16 protein-coding genes are annotated in these 14,828 nt (G+C 72.8%); 9 read left to right on the top strand and 7 right to left on the bottom strand.

Annotation, left to right across the window (positions count from 1 at the left end; translation table 11 throughout):
- Positions 1 to 185 precede the first annotated feature (185 nt).
- Complete coding sequence (locus tag ACZ6JY_RS16980; RefSeq protein WP_469196719.1) at positions 186 to 764, top strand: DUF5134 domain-containing protein; 579 nt, start codon at positions 186 to 188, stop codon at positions 762 to 764.
- On the opposite strand, the gene ACZ6JY_RS16985 is transcribed toward ACZ6JY_RS16980, so the two are convergent.
- On the bottom strand, positions 754 to 1,416 hold the full coding sequence (locus ACZ6JY_RS16985) for an HAD family hydrolase (RefSeq protein WP_469196721.1): 663 nt from the start codon (positions 1,414 to 1,416) through the stop codon (positions 754 to 756). The two genes, ACZ6JY_RS16980 and ACZ6JY_RS16985, sit on opposite strands and share 11 nt — an antisense overlap.
- 208 nt (positions 1,417 to 1,624) lie before the next feature.
- Between ACZ6JY_RS16985 and ACZ6JY_RS16990 the strand changes: the two genes are divergently transcribed.
- The 4 genes from ACZ6JY_RS16990 (at position 1,625) to ACZ6JY_RS17005 (ending at position 4,931) form a co-directional block, all read left to right on the top strand.
- Positions 1,625 to 2,560 carry a M56 family metallopeptidase gene (locus ACZ6JY_RS16990; RefSeq protein WP_469196723.1) on the top strand — a complete coding sequence of 312 codons (936 nt, stop codon included), beginning with the start codon at positions 1,625 to 1,627 and terminating at the stop codon, positions 2,558 to 2,560.
- Positions 2,561 to 2,661: 101 nt separating this feature from the next.
- Positions 2,662 to 3,375, top strand: a complete 714-nt coding sequence (locus tag ACZ6JY_RS16995; protein WP_469196725.1) for a phosphatase PAP2 family protein — start codon at positions 2,662 to 2,664, stop codon at positions 3,373 to 3,375.
- 33 nt (positions 3,376 to 3,408) lie between these two features.
- On the top strand, positions 3,409 to 4,125 hold the full coding sequence (locus ACZ6JY_RS17000) for an HAD family hydrolase (RefSeq protein WP_469196727.1): 717 nt from the start codon (positions 3,409 to 3,411) through the stop codon (positions 4,123 to 4,125).
- A gap of 140 nt (positions 4,126 to 4,265) precedes the next feature.
- On the top strand, positions 4,266 to 4,931 hold the full coding sequence (locus tag ACZ6JY_RS17005; protein ID WP_469196729.1) for a TetR/AcrR family transcriptional regulator: 666 nt from the start codon (positions 4,266 to 4,268) through the stop codon (positions 4,929 to 4,931).
- On the opposite strand, the gene ACZ6JY_RS17010 is transcribed toward ACZ6JY_RS17005, so the two are convergent.
- Complete coding sequence (locus ACZ6JY_RS17010) at positions 4,919 to 6,421, bottom strand: LVIVD repeat-containing protein (RefSeq protein WP_469196731.1); 1,503 nt, start codon at positions 6,419 to 6,421, stop codon at positions 4,919 to 4,921. The two genes, ACZ6JY_RS17005 and ACZ6JY_RS17010, sit on opposite strands and share 13 nt — an antisense overlap.
- 157 nt (positions 6,422 to 6,578) lie before the next feature.
- On the opposite strand from ACZ6JY_RS17010, the gene ACZ6JY_RS17015 reads away from it, so the two are divergent.
- Both ACZ6JY_RS17015 and ACZ6JY_RS17020 read left to right on the top strand, forming a co-directional pair.
- Complete coding sequence (locus ACZ6JY_RS17015; RefSeq protein ID WP_469196733.1) at positions 6,579 to 7,247, top strand: DUF305 domain-containing protein; 669 nt, start codon at positions 6,579 to 6,581, stop codon at positions 7,245 to 7,247.
- A 108-nt stretch (positions 7,248 to 7,355) separates the two neighbouring features.
- Positions 7,356 to 8,726 carry an FAD-dependent oxidoreductase gene (locus ACZ6JY_RS17020; protein ID WP_469196735.1) on the top strand — a complete coding sequence of 457 codons (1,371 nt, stop codon included), beginning with the start codon at positions 7,356 to 7,358 and terminating at the stop codon, positions 8,724 to 8,726.
- 41 nt (positions 8,727 to 8,767) lie between these two features.
- Here ACZ6JY_RS17020 and ACZ6JY_RS17025 read toward each other — a convergent pair whose 3' ends face one another.
- Entirely contained in the window at positions 8,768 to 9,124 is a 357-nt protein-coding gene (locus ACZ6JY_RS17025) for an ArsR/SmtB family transcription factor (RefSeq protein ID WP_469196737.1), read from the bottom strand.
- 125 nt (positions 9,125 to 9,249) lie between these two features.
- Between ACZ6JY_RS17025 and ACZ6JY_RS17030 the strand changes: the two genes are divergently transcribed.
- Positions 9,250 to 10,329 carry an NADH:flavin oxidoreductase/NADH oxidase gene (locus ACZ6JY_RS17030; RefSeq protein WP_469196740.1) on the top strand — a complete coding sequence of 360 codons (1,080 nt, stop codon included), beginning with the start codon at positions 9,250 to 9,252 and terminating at the stop codon, positions 10,327 to 10,329.
- A gap of 19 nt (positions 10,330 to 10,348) precedes the next feature.
- Here the strand turns inward: ACZ6JY_RS17030 and ACZ6JY_RS17035 are convergent, their stop codons facing one another.
- Positions 10,349 to 10,732 (bottom strand): VOC family protein, encoded by a 384-nt coding sequence (locus ACZ6JY_RS17035; RefSeq protein ID WP_469196742.1) that lies wholly within the window; start codon positions 10,730 to 10,732, stop codon positions 10,349 to 10,351.
- A gap of 93 nt (positions 10,733 to 10,825) precedes the next feature.
- Between ACZ6JY_RS17035 and ACZ6JY_RS17040 the strand changes: the two genes are divergently transcribed.
- Positions 10,826 to 11,104 (top strand): WhiB family transcriptional regulator, encoded by a 279-nt coding sequence (locus ACZ6JY_RS17040; protein WP_469196743.1) that lies wholly within the window; start codon positions 10,826 to 10,828, stop codon positions 11,102 to 11,104.
- A gap of 1 nt (position 11,105) precedes the next feature.
- Here ACZ6JY_RS17040 and ACZ6JY_RS17045 read toward each other — a convergent pair whose 3' ends face one another.
- The 3 genes from ACZ6JY_RS17045 to ACZ6JY_RS17055 form a co-directional block, all read right to left on the bottom strand.
- Entirely contained in the window at positions 11,106 to 11,921 is an 816-nt protein-coding gene (locus ACZ6JY_RS17045) for a transporter substrate-binding domain-containing protein (protein WP_469196745.1), read from the bottom strand.
- A 79-nt stretch (positions 11,922 to 12,000) separates the two neighbouring features.
- On the bottom strand, positions 12,001 to 13,572 hold the full coding sequence (locus tag ACZ6JY_RS17050; protein WP_469196748.1) for a M81 family metallopeptidase: 1,572 nt from the start codon (positions 13,570 to 13,572) through the stop codon (positions 12,001 to 12,003).
- Entirely contained in the window at positions 13,569 to 14,783 is a 1,215-nt protein-coding gene (locus tag ACZ6JY_RS17055) for an ROK family protein (protein WP_469196749.1), read from the bottom strand. Before ACZ6JY_RS17055 ends, ACZ6JY_RS17050 begins: the two co-directional genes overlap by 4 nt.
- Between the last annotated feature and the right edge of the window lie 45 nt (positions 14,784 to 14,828).

Here is a 14,828-nt window from a genome sequence, read left to right on the forward strand (position 1 = left end):
CAAGTGTTTTACTCGCAAAAGATTCCGCCCGGCGGCCGGAGCGCGAGCGACTGAGCGGGGCGTCAGCGGGGCCTCACCTCCCGTCTCACCTCCCGTGTGCTTCCCGTGCACCCCCCTGCGCCCGCATACGCCTCCGCGGCCCTGGGCATCGACCCGACGACACCGTCGACCGGGGGAGGTGCGCGGTGCACGGACCCGCACAGGCCGCCTGGCTGCTCGTCGCGCTGTGCGCGGCGACCGGGGCCTACTGTCTGCTGCGGATGCGCAGCCGCATCGAGGAACAGCGCCGCACCGCGGGCGGTGAGGCGCTCATGGGCTTCGGCATGGCGGTGATGGCCGTGCCCGCGGCGGTGGTCGCCCTGCCGCGCTGGACCTGGCTCGTCAGCGCGGCGGTGTTCGGCGCCGCGTCGCTGCACGGCCTGTGGCACTCCGTGGGGGCGGCACGCAGGGACCCTCACCACGTCCACCATCTGATCGGCGCCTCGGCCATGGTCTACATGTCGGTGGTGATGATCACGACGCCGGGCGGGCACGCGGGCCACGGCGGCGCGGGCCTCCCCCTGCTGACCGGCGTCCTCCTGCTCTACTTCGCCGGGTACGTCCTGCGGTCCGGCGTACGGCTCGCCCCCGCCCGGACGGTCGCGGCCGGGGAGGGCACGGTCGGCGGAGCGCCGGTGCTCGGGTGGGGGGACAGGCCCGAGCTGGCGCTCGCGTGCAGGCTCTCGATGGGCATCGGCATGCTGGCGATGCTGCTCACACTCTGACCGATGCGGTCCTCTGGGCGATCATCGCGGCGAGCGCGGTGAGGCTGTCCAGCTGGCAGTCCGCCGCTTCGGCCACGCCCGGGTCGTTCGCCCACAGGTGCCCCCACGGGCCCCGGCGCAGGTGCGCGGTGCGGATGCCCGCCTGCCGGGCGGGGAAGACGTCGTGCGCCGGATGGTCACCCACGTAGAGCGTCTCGGCGGGACCCGCCTGGGCGACTTCGAGCACCCGCGTGAAGAACGCGGGGTCCGGCTTCGCCACGCCCCACTCCCCCGAGGTGGCGACCACGTCTGCGGGCAGATCGAGGTCGCGCAGGAGCTCGGCGGCGCGCGCGGTCCCGTTGCCCGCGACGACGACGCGGATGCCGAGCTTGTGCAGGGCGCCGAGGGCCGGCCGCACGTCCGGATAGAGATCGGCCTCGCCGATGTGCTCGCCCCGGCCCGCGGCCTCGCGCGCACGCTCCGCCGACTCGACGTCCATGTCGGGACTGACGAGCTTGAGGGCGTCCCTGCCGTCCCTGCCCTGGGCGACGACGGCGCCGACGAGCACGGAGAGGGTATGGCTCGGGACCTTCAGCCAGTTCGCCCAGGAGGTCCAGTATCGGTCGTCTTTGGTGAGGGTCTCCCCCACGTCGAACACAATGGTCTCGATCATCGTCCGGACACTACGGCGCCCCTCGGCCACCGGGGCGTACGCCACTCGACGGCACCCCGCGGGCGACCCGATCGGGGAACGGCGCTACTGCTTTCGGACGTCTGTCCGTCCCTTTCCGGCGCCGGCGCCCCGTGTGTCCGCCGTGGCGTCCGTCACTTGCCGGGGCAGGCCATACCCTCCACGGGCCCCGCCCTCATAGGCTGACGCCATGATGGTCCCCGTCGCACTGTTGCTGCTGGGCGCCCTGACCGCCGTCGTCGCACCGCGCATGCTCGCGCGGACCGACTGGCCGGAGCGCGAACCGGTGGTCGCGCTGTGGGCCTGGCAGTGCGTGATCGCGGCCGTCCTCCTGTGCTGCGTGCTCTCGATGGCCCTGAGCGCGGCCGCCGCGTGGCAGGCCGTGCGCGGCCACCTCTTCGCCCCCGCGCCGCACGCCGTGGTCGAGGCCTACGCCCTCCAGGCCGCGGGACCCTGGGCCGCGGCCACCGCCGTGCTGCTCGCCTGCGGCGGGGTGTGGAGCGCCGCGATGCTGACCCGCGAGATCACCCTCGCGCGGCTCCGGCGCTCGGCGCGCCGCACCGAACTGCGCGACCGCGCTCCCCTGTTGCCCGGTGAGGAGCCGGGCGCTGACCGGCTCGTCGTCCTGGAGGGTGAGCGCCCCGACGCCTGGTGGCTGCCGGGCCAGGCCCCGCGACTGGTCGTCACGACGGCCGCCCTGCGCCGCCTGAAGGGCCGTCAGCTCGATGCCGTGCTCGCCCATGAGCAGGGCCACGCGCAGGCCCGTCACGACTGGCTGCTGCACTGCTCGGGCGCGCTGGCCGCCGGGTTCCCGCGGATGCGGGTGTTCGCGGCGTTCCGTGACGAGATGCACCGCCTCGTGGAGCTCGCCGCGGACGACGTGGCCTCGCGCCGCTTCGGCCGCCTGACCGTCGCGCTCGCCCTGGTCGAACTGAACGAGGACCGCGGGGTGTTCGGTCCCTGCCCGACCCCGCAGGCCCACGTCCCGCAGCGCGTGCACCGGCTGCTCTCCGCCCGCCCGCGTCTCACCGCCGGGCACAGGCTCCGCCTGACGGCGACCGCGGCGCTCGTACCGGCGATCCCGGTCCTGATGACCTTCGGCCCCGGCCTGCGCGCCCTGAGCTGACCCGGCCTGCGCGCCCTGAGCTGACCAGCCTCCACGTCCTGAGCCAGGCCCTGCCGTCCCGGGGATGGCATGCGCACCGCCCCGTCGGCAAGGATCACCGTATGCACTCCGCGCCGACCGACTCCCCGATCCGCCCGCCCGGCCACCGCGCCACACTCATCGCCGCACTCTGCGGCGTGCCCGCGCTCCTGCTGCTGCTCCTCGTGGAGCTGGAGTGGGGCCCGCTGCTCACCCTGGACAAGGACATCGCGCGGACGACGCATCGCTGGGCCGTGGACGACCCCGACACCACGCAGGCCTTCCGCATCCTGACGGACTGGGTGTGGGACCCCTGGACGATGCGCGCCCTGTGCGCGGTGGCGGTCATCTGGCTGGTGGCGGCGCGCGGCGCCAGGTGGCTCGCGCTCTGGCTGGCGGGCGCCTGCCTGCTGGCCTCAGCGGTGCAGCAGGGGCTGAAAGCGGCGCTCGACCGTCCGCGCCCGGTGTGGCCGGACCCGGTGGACTCCGCGCACTACGCGGCGTTCCCCTCGGGCCACGCGATGACCGCGGCCGTCGTCTGCGGCCTCCTCCTGTGGCTGCTGCGCCTGCACGGCGCGGGCCCCGCCCTGTGGCGCACGGCCCTCGCCCTGGCCGCGGTCTCCGTCGCCGGGGTAGGCCTGACCCGCATCTGGCTGGGCGTCCACTGGCCCACGGACGTCATCGGCGGCTGGCTCCTCGGCGCCCTCGTGGTGGCCCTCACCGTCGCGACGTACGCGTACGGGCCCGCACGGCGGGAGGCGGCCGGTCCCCGAGGAACGGCCCGGGGGCACTCTTGACCACCCACCGGCCGCTCCCCGAGGATCCCGCTCATGACGATCAAGGGCGTGCTCTTCGACTTCTCCGGGACCCTCTTCCGTATCGAGTCCGCCGAGGACTGGCTGCGCGCCGGGCTCGACAGCCTCGGACTGCCGTGGGCCGAGGGCGAGTCGGCGCGGACCGCCGCTGCGCTTGAGCGGGCGGGCGCGCTGCCGGGTGGGGCCCATCCGGTCGAGGTGCCCGGTCACCTGGCCGCGCTGTGGGCGGTGCGGGACCGCAGCGCCGAGCAGCACCGGGCCGCGTTCACGGGGCTCGCCCGCGAGGTGCCGCTGCCCGATCCGCGCCTGTACGACGCGCTCTACACCCGGCACATGACCCCGCCGGCGTGGCGTCCGTACGGTGACGCGGCCGAGGTGCTCGCCGGGCTGCGCGAGCGGGGCGTCGGCGTCGCGGTGGTCAGCAACATCGGGTGGGACCCGCGGCCCGTCTTCCGCGCCCATGGCCTGGACCGCCACATCGACGCGTACGTCCTGTCGTACGAGCACGGCGTCCAGAAGCCCGACCCGCGCCTCTTCGCGGTGGCCTGCGACGCGCTGGGGGCCGATCCGCGCGAGGTGCTCATGGTCGGCGACGACCGGCGGGCCGACGGCGGGGCCGCGGATCTGGGGTGCGCGGTGCACTTCGTGGACCATCTGCCGGTGGCCGAGCGGCCCGACGCGCTGCGGGCGGTGCTCGGCCTCGTCGGCCACGACGCCCCCGCACGGCCGTGAAACCGCCCGTGAGCAGGCAACACTCCCCCGCGGTGTTGCCTGCTCCAGACCCGTCCGGCCCGTAGGGGACACAAGAAGGTCCCGTGGCCGGCCCGCGCTGAGTATATTGGCTCCGAGCCAGTCAACGCAGGAGTTACAGGATGTCCCCGCGGAGCCCGTCGGTCAATGAAGAGCTCCGCAGGCGTTCGCGGGAGCGGCTGCTTCAGGCGACGGTGGAGCTGGTGGCCGAGCGCGGGTACGAAGCGACGACGCTCGGCGACATCGCCGACCGCGCGGGCGCGGCCCGGGGCCTGGTGTCGTACTACTTCCCCGGCAAGCGCTGGCTCCTCCAGTCGGCCGTGCACCGCTTGATGCACCGCACGCTGGAGGCCGCCCTGGAGCGCGGGCCCGGCACGCCCGACGGCCGGGAGCGCCTCGCCCGCGCGGTCGACGCGATCCTCGGCCTGGCCCGGGACGAACCGCTCCTCATGCGCACGCACATGGCGGGGATCCTCCAGGTGGAGGGCTTCGTGCAGTGCGCCGAGCAGCAGCGCCTGGCGGAGCTGCTCCGCGACACCGTCGAGCGGTACGGCTCGTGCGACGTCGACCGCGACTATCCCCTGCTGCGCGCCCTGCTGATGGGCGCGGTCTTCGCCCTGCTCATGCCGGGCGCCCCGATGCCGCTCGCGACACTGCGGGCCGAGCTCTTCCAGCGGTACGGCCTGGAGTGGGAGCTCGGTGTCCCGCCGGACGGGGCGCCGCCCGGCGGGACACCTTCTGTGCTGTCGTTCCGTCCTCAGCGGCCCGCGGGGCCTCAGTCGAAGTAGTCGGGCTGCGTCTGGACGTTGAGCTCGCCGAGACGGACGCGCTCCGCGGCCTTGACCCGCTTGTCGTTGATCTTCAGGACGTCGAGCCCCTTGGTGATGTCGTTCGAGTAGACCAGGCCGTTGTAGTAGTACGCCGACCACGAACCGCCCAAGGTGATCTTGTCGGTGCTGTGCGGGCCGCGCTCGAAGTAGCCGATCTCCTTGGGCTTCGAGGAGTTCGTGAAGTCCCAGACGGAGACGCCGCCCTGGTACCAGGCCTGGACCATGAGGTCCTTGCCCTTGACGGGGATCAGGGAGCCGTTGTGCGCCACGCAGTTCTCCGTGGCGGCCTGGTGGCGCGGGATCTTGAAGTAGCTGCGGAAGACGAGCTCGCGCTTGTCGCCCTTGCCCTTGATGTCGTAGATGCCGTTGGCGCCGCGCTTCGGCCCGGTGGCCTCGTCGCAAGTGGCGCCGGAGCCGCCGCCGAGCTCGTCGGTGAAGACGATCTTGTTGGCCTTCTGGTTGAAGGTCGCCGAGTGCCAGAACGCGAAGTTCTCGTTGTCCTGGACCTGGTCGATGATCCTCGGGTTCTCCGGGTCCTCGATGGAGAACAGCAGGCCGTCGCCCATGCAGGCGCCCGCCGCGAGGTCCTTGGAGGGCAGCACCGTCAGGTCGTGGCAGCCGGTGGTCTTGCTGACGCCCGGGTTGGTGGGTCCGCCCGGGTTGCCGCCGCCGTCGGGTCCCTCACCGGGGAAGAGCACGGGGAAGTTCACGACCGCGGCCTTCTGCGGGGCCTTGCGCGGCACCTTGATGACCGAGATCCCGTCGTGCGGCGGCCGGCAGTCGGGGAACGCCGCGTTCGGGGAGTACGAGGAGACGTACACGTAGACGTCGCGCTTCTTGGGCACCAGCGTGTGGGTGTGGGAGCCGCAGGCGGTCTCGACGGCCGAGACGTACCGGGGATTCGCCTTGTCGCTGATGTCGAAGACCTTCATGCCCTCCCAGGAGGACTTCTCCGTCGCGGGCTGCGAGGTGCTGTTGCAGGAATTGTCGCTGCGCGAGGAGTCGGTGGACAGGAAGAGCAGGTTCCCCGAGACGGAGACGTCGTTCTGCGAGCCCGGGCACAGGACCTGGGAGACCGTCCTCGGGGCCTTCGGGTTGCTGATGTCGTAGATGCGGAAGCCGTCGTAGTTGCCCGCGAACGCGTAACGGCCCTGGAAGGCGATGTCCGTGTTCGGGCCGGGCAGCGCGTCCTTGGGGACGTTGGCCACGTGCTCGATGTTGGCCGAGTGGACGATCTCGTCCGGCCCGGGTATCTCGCCGCGCTCGATGGCCTTGCGCGCCGCGGCGGCGTCGCTCTTGGAGACACTCCTGGGCGCGGCTTCGGAGTCACCGGGGTCGGGTGTCGCTCCGGCAGGCGCCACGGTGAGCAGCGTGGCGAGGAGACCGGCCGCCACGGCACCGACTCCCAGGCGTCTGCGCCGAGTTCGGGAATTGTTCAACAGGGTCACTGCGTCCTCCCTTGTCGCCGTTCACAGTTGAACGGTTCACGGACACCCGCAGTATCGTTCTCATCATGCTCAGATCAATAGAGGGAAACATGCTTGTCATGCGGTTTTTTGATCACGAGCACTCGTCCACGTGCTAGGACGGACCCAACTCGCCCGTATGTCACCGGAGGTCGCCGTGCTCCCCAACCGCCGTACGTACGCCCTCGCCGCGCTCGCGGCTGCCGCGGTCCTCACGCTGGGGGCCTGCGACTCCGCCCCGGAACCCGACACCCGGAGCAAGGCCTCGCCGGGACCGTCGGTGATAGCCCCCGGAAAGCCGGGCGAGAGCGCCGCCACGCTGTCGGCGGAGGAGGCGGCGGAGCGGCGGACCGACGACGACACCCCCAACTCGGCCGACTTCACGTACACGCAGATGATGATCGAGCACCACGGCCAGGCGCTGACGATGACCGCGCTCGTCCCGAAGCGGGCCGAGTCGGCCAAGGTGAAGCGGCTCGCGGCCCGCATCGGCGCCGCCCAGAGACCGGAGATCGGCGCCATGGAACGGTGGCTGAAGAGCCACGGCGGCCCGCGCGAGCAGCACGGGCACGACCACGCGACGATGCCGGGCATGGCCAGTGAGGCGCAGCTGAAGCAGTTGCGCGCCGCGAAGGGCGAGGCGTTCGACCAGCTCTTCCTGAAGCTGATGATCACGCATCACACGGGGGCGGTCACGATGGCCACGGACGCGCTCTCCGAGGGCAACAACCTCCAGGTCGAGGAGATGGCGAACGACGTGATCGCCCAGCAGACGAGCGAGATCAGCCGGATGCGCGAGATGGGCTGACCCCCGGGCCCGGCGAAAGCATGCCGCGCCGCGCACGCTCCTGACAGGGCGCACCCCGGATGCGATCCTGAAACCGTCCCGAGGTCGCCTCGCGGAGGGAGCACCACAGTGCTGCACGTCGCCGTCGTCGGATCGGGTCCCAGCGGGGTGTACGCCGCGCAGTCGCTCGTCCAGCAGGACCGGGTGCCGGACGTCCGGGTCGATGTGCTCGACCGGCTGCCCTGCCCGTACGGCCTGGTGCGGTACGGGGTCGCGCCCGACCACGAGAAGATCAAGTCCCTCCAGAACAACCTGCGCACGGTGCTCGAACACGAGCGCGTCCGGTTCCTGGGCGGCATCGAGATCGGTCCCGGCGCCCTGCCCCCGGCCCGGCTCCTGAGCCTCTACCACGCGGTGGTGTACTGCGTCGGCGCAGCGGCGGACCGCAGGCTGGGGGTGCCGGGCGAGGAGCTGCCCGGCAGTCACTCCGCGACGGAGTTCGTCTCCTGGTACAGCGCGCATCCGGACGCCCTGCCGGAGGGTTTCGCCCCGGACGGCTTCGTGCGGGGCGTGGAGTCCGCCCTCGTCATCGGCGTGGGGAATGTCGCGGTGGACGTCGCCCGCATCCTCGCCCGCGGCGTCGCCGAGCTGCTGCCCACCGACATGCCGGACGTGGCCCTCGGCATCCTCGCGGGCAGCCGGGTCCGCGAGGTGCACATGGTGGGCCGGCGCGGGCCCTCGCAGGCCAGGTTCACCACCAAGGAGCTGCGGGAGCTCGGCTCGCTGCCGGACACCGAGGTCGTCGTGGACCCGGCGGAGCTGGCGCTCGACCCCGCCTACACCGACCCCTCGGGCCTCTCCGCGGCGAGCCGCCGCAACGTCGAGGTGCTGCGCGGCTGGGCGGAGCGCCCCGCGCGCGGCCTCGCGCGGCGGATCAGGCTGCGTTTCTTCCTGCGCCCGGTCGCCCTGACTGCGGGTGCGGATGGCCGGGTCGGCGGGGCGCGGTTCGAGCGCACGCTGCCGGACGGCCGGGGCGGGGTCACCGGGTCGGGGCGGTACGAGGACATCCCCGCCCAGCTCGTCCTGCGCTCGGTGGGCTACCGCGGGGTGCCGCTCGAAGGGCTGCCGTTCGACCCGGAGCGGGGCACGGTGCCGCACGCCGCCGGGCGGGTGCTGCGCGCGGGGGTGCCGTCGGCCGGTGAGTACGTCGCGGGGTGGATCAAGCGCGGGCCCACCGGCGTCATCGGCACCAACCGCCCCTGCGCCAAGGAGACGGTCCAGTCCCTCCTGGACGACGCCCCTGACCTCGTACGCAGGGAGCTGCCGGGAGATCCGCTGACGGGGCTGCGCGCGGCGGGACCGCGGCCGGTGGAGTGGCCGGGGTGGCTGGCCATCGAGCGCGCCGAGGCCGAGCTGGGGCGTTCGCTCGGCAGGGGCGTGGTGAAGATCCCGGACTGGGAGGGCCTGCGCAGGGCTGCGGAGCGGGCCACGCCCGGCTGAGGCGGGGTCCGTGACGGGCGCGGGTCCGCGACGGGCGCGGGTCAGCTTCCGGCGGCGGCCTGCCGCTCGGCCTGGCGGGACGCCGCCGCGAGGACCGTGTCCAGGAGGCCGGGGAAGAGCGCGTCCAGGTCGTCGCGGCGCAGCACGCTCAGCTTGGCGGTGCCGCGGTAGATCTGCCGGATCACACCGCTCTCGCGCAGCACCCGGAAGTGGTGCGTGCTCGTCGACTTGCTGACGGGCAGCGCGAAGTAGGAGCAGGAGAGCTCCGCGCCCTGCTCGCGCGCGAGGTCCCGTACCACCCGCATCCGCATGGGGTCGGCGAGGGCGTGCAGCACGCCTTCGAGCGTGATCTCCCCGGTTTCGGGGTGGGCGAGCGTCCTGCTCGCGGCGGTCGTCATAACGGCTCCCCTTCGTCCGGATCTCCCTTGGGCCATTGTACGAGAACCTTCGTAGTTTGACATCCACCGTACTACGAGGGTTATCGTACGAACAGCACACCAGCCCGTGACGAATGGAGGCCGCCGTGAGCGCGCTGTTCGAGCCTTACACCCTGCGATCCCTGACCATCCCCAACCGGGTGTGGATGCCTCCGATGTGCCAGTACTCGGCGCTGCCGGAGGGCCCGGAGGCGGGCGCGCCCCAGGACTGGCACTTCGCGCACTACGCGGCGCGGGCCGCCGGAGGCACCGGCCTGATCATCGTCGAGTCCACCGCCGTCAGCCCCGAGGGCCGCATCAGCCCCTACGACCTCGGCATCTGGAACGACACGCAGGTCGCCGCCTTCCGCCGGATCACCGACTTCCTCAAGGGCCAGAACACGGTCCCCGGCATCCAGCTCGGGCACGCCGGACGCAAGGCCTCCACCGACCGCCCCTGGGTCGGCGGCGCCCCGGTGGGCCCGGACGCGCACGGCTGGCAGGCGGTCGCCCCCAGCCCGGTCGCCTTCGACGAGCACCACCCGGTGCCGACGGAGCTCGGCGTCGAGGAGATCCGCGAGATCGTGGCGCAGTTCGCCGACGCGGCCCGCCGCTCGCTGGACGCCGGCTTCGAGATCGCCGAGCTGCACGGCGCGCACGGCTACCTCATCGGCGAGTTCCTCTCCCCGCACAGCAACAAGCGCACCGACGAGTACGGCGGCTCCTACGAGAACCGCACCCGCTTCGCCCTCGAAGTCGTCGACGCCGTGCGCGCCGTGTGGCCCGAGGACAAGCCGCTGTTCTTCCGCATCTCCGCCACCGACTGGCTGGAGGAGGCGGGCTGGACCGCTGACGACACCGTCCGCTTCGCCACGGAGCTCAAGGCGCACGGCGTCGACCTGCTCGACGTCTCCACGGGCGGCAACGCCGCGGGCGTGCGCATCCCCGTCGGGCCCGGCTACCAGGTGCCGTTCGCCGCGCGCGTCAAGGCCGAGACGGAGCTCGCCGTCGCCGCGGTCGGTCTGATCACCGAGGTGGAGCAGGCCGAGAAGATCCTCGCCAACGGTGAGGCCGACGCGGTCCTGCTCGGCCGCGAGCTGCTCCGCGACCCGTCGTGGGCGCGTCGCGCGGCACGCGAACTCGGCGCCGAGGTCAACGTGCCCGACCAGTACCACCGTTCGGTCTGAGCCCACCCGGCCCCGCGGGCTACTCCGGAACCGCCGCGAGCGTGAAGGAGTGGCCCGCCGGGTCGGAGTAGGTGCGCGAGTCCCGGGGCCCGTGGTTGTTCTTGGTGTCCACGGGACGCGCGCCGAGGCCTATCGCCTCGCGCTCCGCCTCGTCCATGTCCTGCCGGGCGACCATGATGCGCAGGTGCGCCTGCTGCGAGTCCTCGGGGCGGGGCCAGCTCGGCGGGATGTAGTCCCGCTCCCGGTGGACGGCGAGGCAGACTCCGCTGTCTCCGGTGACCTCCACGTACTCGGGGTCCTTGCTCAGCCGCACCTCCGCACCGAGCAGTCCGGCGTAGAACTCGGCGAGCGCCTCGGGCTCCGAACAGTCCAGTACCAGCACGGTGTTCTTCTGTACGGTCATTCCCTCCGGATGTCCCCGCGGCCCCCGGCCAAACCGCGCACCGGCCGATCAGGCCGGAGTTTCCGTCCGTGGGGCAGGGGCACCCGCCTCGCCATGGAGTGGTTGCAACGGGCCGCGTGTGCCGACGAGAACCCCGACCTGTTCTTTCCCGTCGGCACCGCCGGACCCTCATTACGGGAAGTCGACGCCGCCAAGCGCGTCTGCGCCCGCTGCCCCGTGCGCGGGCAGTGCCTGTCCTGGGCAATCAGGACGGGCCAGGCGTCGGGCGTGTGGGGCGGCACGGGCGAGGAGGAACGAGCGGCGCTGCGCAGGAGGGCGCTGAGAGCGGAGCGGACCGCGGCGGCGATCTCGTCGGCGCGGCTCGCCGGATGACCTACTTCATCCACTCGGCCTCGTACTTCGCGTACGTGCCGTCGTGCTTGGCCAGGTGCACGAACTGCTCGACGTACTCCTTGAAGTCCTCGTCGCCGCGCGGTGTCGCGTAGGCCTTCTCCGAGAAGGTGAAGGGCTTCTCCGGGTGGAGGGCGCAGAGTTCGGGGTGGATCCTCGACTGGTAGAGCGTCTCGCTCGCGTCGGTCATCATCACGTCCGCACGGCCCGCCACGATCTCCTCGAAGATCGTGGTGTTCTCCGGATGCAGCTTGATCGTCGCCCGCTTGATGTTCGCGCGGGCGAACTCCTCGTTCGTGCCGCCGGGGTTGACGATGACGGTCCTGCCCGGCTCGTCGATGTCGGCGAGGGTTCCCGCGCCGAACTCGTCCTTGTCCGCGCACCGCACGATCGGCGTCTTGCCGTCCTCGCGCGTGGGCTCGCCGAAAGAGACCTGCCGGGCGCGCGGCAGGGTGACCGACACCCCGCCGACGCCGATGTCGCAGCGGCGCGCGGCGACGTCCTTGGTGAGGTTCGCCCAGGTCGTGGCGGTGAACTTCGGCTTGGCTCCGAGGCTCTTCGCCAGGTCACGTGCCATGGAGATGTCGATGCCGCTGTACGTGCCGTCCTTCGGGTCCCGCTTGGTGAAGGGGGCGTAGTCACCGGTCGTGCAGACCTTGAGGACGCCCCGCTCCGGCACGGTGTCGAGGAGGCTGCCGTGCGGGCGGTCAGGCCGCCGGGCCGCGTCGGGCGAGGCGGGGGCGGCGGCCGTGACGGCCAGCAGGCAGACCAGGGCGGACAGGGTGGCGGCACGCTTCACGGGGGGACTCCTCAGCGCTCGGGGCGGCTCGAAGGGATCACCTTCGCAGACGCCCCCGCACGGGTGAACCCCCTTCTCATCAGGCGAGCGGCGCCAGTGTGACCGGCGTCAGATCCGGTCCGTTCCCCGTGCCGAAGGCGTCCTCGTCGAAGGGGTACAGCGGGTGCTCCACCCGGTGGTGGCCGAGCCGCGGCAGGTCCTGGTCGACGCCGCCCGGGGTGAGGGCGAGCAGCCAGTCGGCCGCCATGTCGTACAGCTCGGGCTCCAGGTAGCCGATCTTCACGGCCACGATGTCGTACGTACGCGGGTCGATGCCCAGGCCGCCGTCGGCCGGGCCCATGAAGTCGGCCAGGGTGTGGAACGGCTTGCGGCGTCCGACGAGGACGACGGTGAGGCCGCCGCTGCGCACGGCCGCCATGTCGACCCCGCGGTCGTACGCGCCGCCCTCCGCGCGGTCCTTCTGGTCCATGGCGCACTGGAGGGCGACGACGGTGCCGGTGAGTTCGTACGGGCCGCCGTGGCCCGCGTCGACCTTGCCGCCGACGCTCAGCGTGACCTCGGCGCCCACGCCGGCCTCGAAGCAGCGGGCCACGGCCACGGGATCGGTGATGCCGGGGTGCAGCGCGGTGACCTCGCCGGAGCGGATCGCGTCGTGCGCGAGCAGCTTCTCCAGCATGTACGCGAGGTCGCCCGCGCCGCCCGCCGTCGGGTTGTCGCCCGAGTCGCTGATCAGGAAGGGCCGCTTCGCCGAGGCCACGGCCCGCTCCACGCACTCCTCGGCCGTGCCGGTCGGCCCGACGAAGACGAAGTCCGCGCGGGCGTCCCAGTAGCGGCGGGCGAGCTTCTCGGCCTCGGCGGCGGCGAGGTCGGCGTCGTCCCCGGTCACGACGATGGCGGCCTTGCAGCGCGGTTCGTCGGCCCAGGCGTAGCCCACCCAGATCGCGGCGTCGAGGATGCCGGGCAGCCGCTCGATCGCGGCGAGCGAGGCGTAGAGGGACTTGGCGGGCTCCAGGCGGGTGCTGGTCTTCTCGCCGGGGAGCAGCACGGGCACCTGCACCCAGGCGCGGTGCGGCCTGGCCCCGCCGAGAAGGCACTTCACCAGGTTGCGGGCGGCGCGCTCGCGGGTCTCCCAGGCGTCCTCGTGCGGGGCCAGGCGGTGGGCGGTGAGCAGGTCGACGGGCTCGGCGAAACGGCGCGAGACGTTGCCGTGCAGGTCCATGGCGGTGGAGATCATCGGGCGGCCCGTGCCGTCCGGGGTGCCCACGGAGTCGAGGGCCGCGCGCACCGCTTCGGTGAGGTCCGCCTCGGCGTCGCTCAGACCGATGACGCTCATCGCGCCGTGGATGTCGTACACGAGGCCGTCCAGCGGGCCAGCTTCCCGTATGCGCGTGACCAGTTCGTCCTTGAGGGTCAGGTACGACTCCGCCTCCACCGGGCCGCCGGGCAGCGCGGTGGCGTGCAGCAGCGGCACCCATTCGACGGTGGCGGCGAGATCGGATTCGGGGCGCGTCCACGTGTAGCGGTCCAGGAGGTCCTGGCCGCGGGTCTGGCGGAAGTCGTCCGTGGTGGAGCGGTGCGGGCAGAACGTGGAGGACTCGATGCCGATGCCGCCGATGCCGATGCGCAGGCGGCGGTGTGCGGAGGTGGTCATGCGGGTGCGCTCTCTTCCTTGGGTGCGGGGGCGGCGGGCGCCGGGACGGTCGGGGCGGTCGGGGCGGTCGGCAGGTGGGCGCGGAGCGCGGTGAGGCCGGCGCCGAGGAGGCCCGCGTCGACTCCGGTGACGGTGGTGGTGATCTCCAGGTCGGCCGTGGCGAGCGGCAGGCAGCGTTCGTAGAGCACGCCGCGCACGGCGGCGACCAGGGGTTCGGCCGTGGCGAGTACCCCGCCGAGCGCCACGGCCTGGGGGTTGAAGAAGTTGACGACGACGGAGAGGACCGTGCCGATGTGCCGGCCCGCGGTGCGGACCAGGGTGGTGGCCTGCGGGTCGCCGTCCGCGACCAGGCGCAGCAGATCGCCGGTGTCCCGCACCTCGACGCCCTGGAGGGCGAGTTCGCGGATGAGGGCGGCGCCGCTGGCCACGGTCTCCAGGCAGCCGATGTTGCCGCAACTGCACGGCCGGTCGCCCGCGGCGTCGACGCGGACATGGCTGATGTCGCCCGCGCTGCCGTTGGCCCCGTCGTGCGGGCGCCCCGCGGAGATGATGCCGCTGCCGATGCCGCGCCCGGCCTTGACGACCACGAGGTGGTCGAGTTCGGGGCGGGCCACGCGGTGTTCCCCCACGGCCATCATCGTGGCGTCGTTGTCGACGGTGACGGGGATGCCGAGGCGCTCGGCCAGGACGTCCCGCAGCGGGTAGCGGTGCCAGCCGGGCATGCGGGACGGGCTGAGGACGCGTCCGGTGGCGGGCTGCACGGGGCCGGGGAAGGCGACGCCTAGCGCTCGTACGGTGTGGCCCTCGCCGTGCTGGCGTGCGATGAGGGTGTCGACCTGGCCGCAGAGCCAGTCCACGGCGGACTCGGGGCCCGCGGTGATGTCGTGCGGCAGGTCGACGGCGTCCGTGACGGTGCCGCCGAAGTCGACGACGCCGAGCCGCGCGTGGTGGCTGCCGAGGTCCGCGGCGAGCGCCACGCCGCCCTGCGGCGCCACCCGCAGCAGCCGCGGCCTGCGGCCGCCGCGCGACGCGCCCTCACCGGACTCGCTGAGCAGCCCGGCGTCGACGAGTTCCTGCACCCGCAGGGAGACCGTCGAGGGGGCGAGGCCCAGCTCGCGCACGAGGTCGGCGCGGGAGGACGCCGCCCCCGATGAGACCAGGTGCACGATGTGCTGCGCCGATCCCGGTTCGCCGAGTGGTGTGCCGGTCATGCCGTCCCCCGTCGCTCACGCGTTCTTCCGTCATGGTCATTCGCC

It is taken from the genome of Streptomyces sp. NPDC046335, from assembly GCF_055587985.1.